The sequence below is a fragment of the Bradyrhizobium sp. P2_E8 genome (assembly GCF_056403875.1).
In genome coordinates, this window is record NZ_JBFUES010000485.1 from 1 (window position 1) to 5556 (window position 5556).

Sequence of the window (5556 nt, forward strand, 5' to 3'; positions counted from 1 at the left end):
CGAGCACGCCCCCGATCGGCGCGCCCAGGCCCTTCGAGAAGTCGATCCAGGCCGAATCCCACCCCGCCGTCATGTCGCGTGGAGAGATGCCGCTCGCCACCGTGGCATTGAGCAGGCGCGCGCCGTCCATGTGGGTGACAAGACCATGTTGCCTGGCGATCGCGACGATCTCGTCGAGTGCGGCCTTCTTCCAGATCGTGCCGCCGCCGATATTGGCGGTCTGCTCGACGCTGACGACGGTCTGCGGCGGCTGGTAGCGCGTGCGCGGGTGCAGCGCCTTGCGGAACGTCTCCGGCGTGAACTGGCCGTCGGCACCCTTCAGCTGCATGACCTGGAAGCCGCCGATCGCGGCATGCGCGCCGCCTTCGCGGGCGATGATGTGCGCGGTCTCATGGGCGAGGATCTCGTCGCCGGGGCGGCAATGCACCAGCGTCGCGGTGACGTTGCACATCGTGCCCGAGGGCATGTAGACGGCGGCTTCCTTGCCGAGCAGATCCGCAACGCGCTCGCACAGCGCGTTCACGGTCGGATCGTCGCCGACCTGCTCGTCGCCGACCTCGGCGCGCGCCATCGCCTCGCGCATCGCAGCCGTCGGCTTGGTCTGCGTGTCCGACAGCAGATTGATGCGCACCGGCGGCGCCTTGGGATCGATCGGGGGAGGGGTGTAGAGCATGCGACGCCTCCTAACGGCGGGACGGCCACTGACGTGCCTCTTTAAGCAAAAAGGCCCCGGCGAACCGGGGCCTTTCGATAATCAGATCTTAGCGCGAATAGAATTCGACGACCAGATGCGGCTCCATCTGCACCGGGAACGGCACGTCCGAGAGGCCGGGGATGCGGATGTACTTGGCGGTCATCTTGCCGTGGTCGACTTCGAGATAGTCGGGCGTGTCGCGCTCGGGGAGCTGGCTGGCTTCGAGGACGTGGGCGAGCTGCTTCGAGGCTTCCTTGACCTCGATCACGTCGCCGACCTTGAGCTGGTAGCTCGAGATGTTGACCTTGCGGCCGTTCACCTTGATGTGGCCGTGGTTGATGAACTGGCGCGCGGCGAAGATCGTCGAGACGAACTTGGCGCGGTACACGACCGCGTCGAGACGACGCTCCAAGAGGCCGATCAGGTTCTCGCCGGTGTCACCCTTGAGGCGGCTCGCCTCGACATAGATGCCGTGGAACTGGCGCTCGGAAATGTTGGCGTAGTAGCCCTTCAGCTTCTGCTTGGCGCGCAGCTGCACGCCGAAGTCGGAGAGCTTGCCCTTGCGGCGCTGGCCGTGCTGGCCGGGGCCRTATTCGCGGCGGTTCACGGGGCTCTTCGGGCGGCCCCAGATGTTCTGGCCCATACGGCGATCGATCTTGTACTTCGCCTCACTGCGCTTAGTCATCGCGTCCTCTTCGGTTGCATGGTTTGAGGAAACGCGCCCTCCTGTGTGACAGGCCAAAGCCCGACACCGACAGGTCCGATCCCCAAAGCTTTAAGGGACAGGACCACGGGTCGCGAAACGCTTCGCGGGCCRAAATCGGCCCGCGAGCAGGCGGCTTTTAGGGGAGTTTGGGGTTCGCTGTCAATGTGGGGGAGGGTCGTTCCGGGGCGCTCGCAGAGCGAACCCGGAACCTCGAGATCCCGGGTTCGGTGCTGCGCACCGCCCCGGGATGACCGCTACGCGGTCACGTGCCCACCGCCCGGATCGGCTTGGGGCCAGCTGCCCGCAATTCGGCAGCGATTTCAGTGTTCAGGACCTGTTCCAGCCGGGTCAGGACCCGGGCGATGGGGGCGGCGTCGGTGACCCGGTGGTCCCAGCGGATCACGACATGGATGGTCTGGTCGGGCTCGACCACCCCATAGCTGACGATGAACGGGCCGGGCGTGACGGGGTGAAGCTCGCCGCCGCCATAGGCGGCCACCGAGCTCACCGCGAAGCTGCCGAACCAATTGCCCCGCTGCCGGCCAAAATTCAGCCCGATGGCCCAGGACAGCCGCCGCAGCGGCAGCGGCAGGCGGGTTGCCCGCATGATCTTGCGGAACATCGGGACGTCGTCGATCGGCGCCGTCTTGCCGCGCCGGATCTCGGCATCGACTGTGGCCAGTGGAAGGGCCTCCGGGGCTGCGATTCGCTGCGGCAGCACGCATTCCTCGCCGTCCTCGACCCGCGCGATGGCCACCAGCGCAACGCTCTTCGGCAGCTCGTAGAGCATCGGCCAGGGCCATTTGGCGTAGACGGTGCGCAGAACCGGCTCGTCCCTGGCCACCAGGGCGAAGGCCTTGACGAAGATCGCCGCCCAGCCGGCGGGCGCCATCGCGCCCGAGCGGGCCTCCAGCAGGGGCCGGATATTGAGCGAACGGGACAGCGAGACGAAGGGCACGCCCATCGAGGCGCGCATGAGGTCACAAATCAGGCGGCGCGGCAGCGAAATGGTCTTGGGCGTCCCGCGCATCGGTCTTTCGGTTCCCACAGATTAAAATATGAGCAGCGAGCGGATTCCCGTTCGCCGCCTGCTCTAGCACGAACTAACCCGGTTGGGCCCGGTCGGTTCGCCGCATCATGGCGCCGGCGAGGCCAGCGGCTTGGTCTTGTCGACGACGTAAACTCCAAGCACTTTCATGGCCTTATCGCCATGGGCTTTGGCGTCATGCACGACGCCTGCCGGGATCTGGTAGGAATCACCTGCTTTCAGGGTTTTTTCCGGCTGCCCGTCGATCAGGAGATTGAGTTCGCCTTCGAGCACATAGCCGGTTTCGATCCCGGGATGGGTATGGCGTCCGGCCGCGCCGCCCGCCGGCACTTCCGCGATGGCGGTGATGGTGTTGTAGCCGTCCGGAAATTCGACCTTCTGGAGCGGAGTGCGCTTGATGCCGGTCTGCTGGGCGAAAGCAGCGACGGCGAAGCCGGTGAAGGCCAGAGCGAGCAAAGTCTTTTTGAGCATGGTTTTTCCTCCCTGGAACCGGCCGACCCTAGCAGCGCCGCCGTTCCCGGCAAGGTGGTCATCGGCCTGTTCAGCGCCTGATGCCCTCGAACGCCGCCATGATGCCGCGCTGGAACAGCGACCAGTCGAAGCCGAGCGCGATGGCGCGGTAGCCACGATCGACCAGGGCGTTGGCCTGGTCGGCGGTGCGAGCGACGCCGCCGATCGGCACGCCGCTTTTGAGGATGCCGGCCTCGGCGCGCGCGACCAGCTCGAGCAGCTCCGGATCGTCCATCTGGCCGCGCTTGTTGATGGAGGTGGCGAGATCGCCGGGGCCGATCACCGCGACGTCGATGCCTGGCGTGGCCATGATCTCGTCGATGCGGTTGACGGCGTCGACATGCTCGATGGTGATCATGCAGATCATCTCGTCGTCGGCGCCGGCCATGTAGTCCGGCATCGACTGGCCCCAGCGGAATGGCGCGTGGAAGGGCCCCCAGAGCCGATCGCCGCGCGGCGGATAGCGGACGCTGCGCACCGCTTTCTCCGCCTCCGCGCGGTTCGTGATCATCGGAAAATTGATGCCGAAGGCGCCGATGTCCATCGGCGCTTTCGCAAGCCACGGCTCGTTCGCCGCGATCCGCACCAGCGGCGTGCACGGCGTGCCGGTCGTGGCGGCGATCATCGCATGCGCTTCGGTGAGGCCGATCGGCCCGTGCTCGAGGTCGACGATGATCCAGTCGAGCGAGCGCGCCATGATCTGCACGGTCTGCACGCTCGGAATCGTCGCAATCGCCCCGAATGCGGGGCGGCCCTCGCGCCACAATTGGCGGAGACGGTTGAGCGGCGTGGTCGGGACCGACATGCGATGACCTTGGGATGAGCTTGGGAAACCTGCGCGGAGATGACGACGGCGAGCCTAGCAGCGCACCATGGCCCCGAAAAGTCAGGCCAGCACGCGGCCGCCGAAGAACGGCGTCAGCGTGGCCGAAAGGCCATGCACGCGGTTCGAGGTGAAGATCATCTCGGCGCCGGACTGCGCGATGCCGCCGATAGCCGGGGCCAGCAGATCCGAAACGCGGCGGGCGATGGCCGGTGCCGGGTCGATCCAGTCCACCGGCCAGGGCGCGAGCCTGGTCAGCCGGTCGAGCAGGAGCGGATAATGCGTGCAGGCCAGCACCACCGTGTCGGTGCGCGCGCCTGCGTCCGCGGCATCGCCGACAAAGCAGGGTGTGAGCTCGGCGAGGATGTCGCCGTCGCTGATCGGATGGCCGCCGAGCGCGCGTTCGGCGAGCGAGGCGAGCTCGGGCGAGCCGACCAGCGTCACCTCGCATCCCTGCGCGAAGTCGCGGATCAGCGCCTTGGTGTATTCGCGCTTCACGGTGCCCTTGGTGCCGAGCACCGAGACGCGGCGGCTCTTCGACTGGGCACAGGCCGGCTTGATCGCCGGCACCGTGCCGACGAAGGGTACGGAATAAGCGGTGCGCAAGTGAGATAGGACCAGGGTGGACGCCGTGTTGCAGGCGATGACGATGAGGTCAGGATCATGCGTGCCGATCAGTTCGCCCATCAGCGGCACGACGCGGGCGATGATCTCGTCCTCGCTGTGGTGGCCGTAGGGGAAGAAGGCATCGTCGGCGACATAGACGTAATGCGCGTCCGCCCGCGCGGCCACGACCTCACGGAGCACCGTGAGCCCACCAAGGCCGGAATCGAACACCAGGATCGTCGGGGAGTCTGTCACGTCGTTACCTTAAGGCGTCATGGTTACCATTCGGTTTTTGGGGCGGTTTTGCGGCGGGGGCGCCTGGGGCCAATTTGGAACGATTCAATTTCGCGACTGCCGCATGTTCCCGCTATCAGCAGCCATGCTGCGCTGCGGGCAGGGACATCTCCGCAAAATTCCGGGGAGCCGACATGATCAGAAACACCAGTAACGGCTGGGGCAGCGTTGCCCGGTGGCTGCACTGGATCCTGGCGCTGGCGATCCTCGGCATGATCGGCTTCGGCTGGTGGATGAACCACATCCCGGCGCGGCCCGACCGCTTCTTCTACCGCTCGATCCATGCCGATATCGGTTACATGATCCTGCTGCTCACCGTACTGCGTCTGGTCTGGCGCGCTTTCAACCCGACGCCGGCGCTGCYGGCCGACAGCCGGCCCTGGCAGAAGCTCGCCGCCCGCATCAGCCATGGCGCGCTTTATCTTGCCGTCATTGTCGTCATCATGCTCGGCTGGGCGCATTCCGGCGCGCACGCGCCTGACTATTCGGACTTCTTCGGCCTGTTTCACGTGCCGCAATTCACCTCTCCCGACCGCGAAGCCGCGCGCGCCTATGAGGACCGCCACATCCTCTTTGCCTATGTGCTGCTCGCCCTGATCGCGGTTCACGTCGTCGCCGCCCTCTGGCACCACTTCATCCGCCGCGACCGCGTCGTGGCGCGGATGGTGGCGGACGAGGCGGGGTAGGGGGCGGTCTCGTGTCCCGGACGCGCTGCAACGCCTCTTAGCGTTGCTGCGCAGAGCCGGGACCCACGTCGCGTGGCTTGCTCTCGGCCGCATGGGCCCCGGACGCAGCGCACCGTCGAAGTGACGCTGCGCTGCGTCCGGGGCACGAGAGGAAAGTGCGGGGCATGCACTCTCCACATCGTCATTGCG

7 protein-coding genes are annotated in these 5556 nt (G+C 66.5%); 1 reads left to right on the forward strand and 6 read right to left on the reverse strand.

Going from position 1 to position 5556, the window contains the following annotated elements:
- From AC1D00_RS24295 to murI, 6 genes are all read right to left on the reverse strand, one after another.
- Positions 1-673: threonine aldolase family protein (locus AC1D00_RS24295; RefSeq protein WP_477012394.1), on the reverse strand; the 673-nt coding region annotated here is incomplete at its 3' end.
- An 88-nt stretch (positions 674-761) separates the two neighbouring features.
- Positions 762-1379, reverse strand: a complete 618-nt coding sequence (gene rpsD / locus AC1D00_RS24300; RefSeq protein ID WP_027548656.1) for a 30S ribosomal protein S4 — start codon at positions 1377-1379, stop codon at positions 762-764.
- Between the two features lie 283 nt (positions 1380-1662).
- Positions 1663-2430: an acyltransferase gene (locus AC1D00_RS24305; protein ID WP_135174168.1), complete on the reverse strand. Its 768-nt coding sequence runs from the start codon at positions 2428-2430 to the stop codon at positions 1663-1665.
- A gap of 105 nt (positions 2431-2535) precedes the next feature.
- On the reverse strand, positions 2536-2919 hold the full coding sequence (locus AC1D00_RS24310; RefSeq protein ID WP_477012395.1) for a cupin domain-containing protein: 384 nt from the start codon (positions 2917-2919) through the stop codon (positions 2536-2538).
- Positions 2920-2989: 70 nt separating this feature from the next.
- A complete protein-coding gene (locus AC1D00_RS24315) occupies positions 2990-3763 on the reverse strand; it encodes an HpcH/HpaI aldolase family protein (RefSeq protein WP_027548659.1) in 774 nt (257 codons plus the stop codon).
- 81 nt (positions 3764-3844) lie between these two features.
- A complete protein-coding gene (gene murI / locus AC1D00_RS24320; protein WP_477012396.1) occupies positions 3845-4642 on the reverse strand; it encodes a glutamate racemase in 798 nt (265 codons plus the stop codon).
- A gap of 173 nt (positions 4643-4815) precedes the next feature.
- Here murI and AC1D00_RS24325 point away from each other — a divergent pair, with 173 nt between their 5' ends.
- Positions 4816-5367, forward strand: coding sequence for a cytochrome b (locus AC1D00_RS24325; RefSeq protein WP_477012397.1), 552 nt, complete (start codon positions 4816-4818; stop codon positions 5365-5367).
- The last annotated feature ends 189 nt before the right edge of the window (positions 5368-5556 follow it).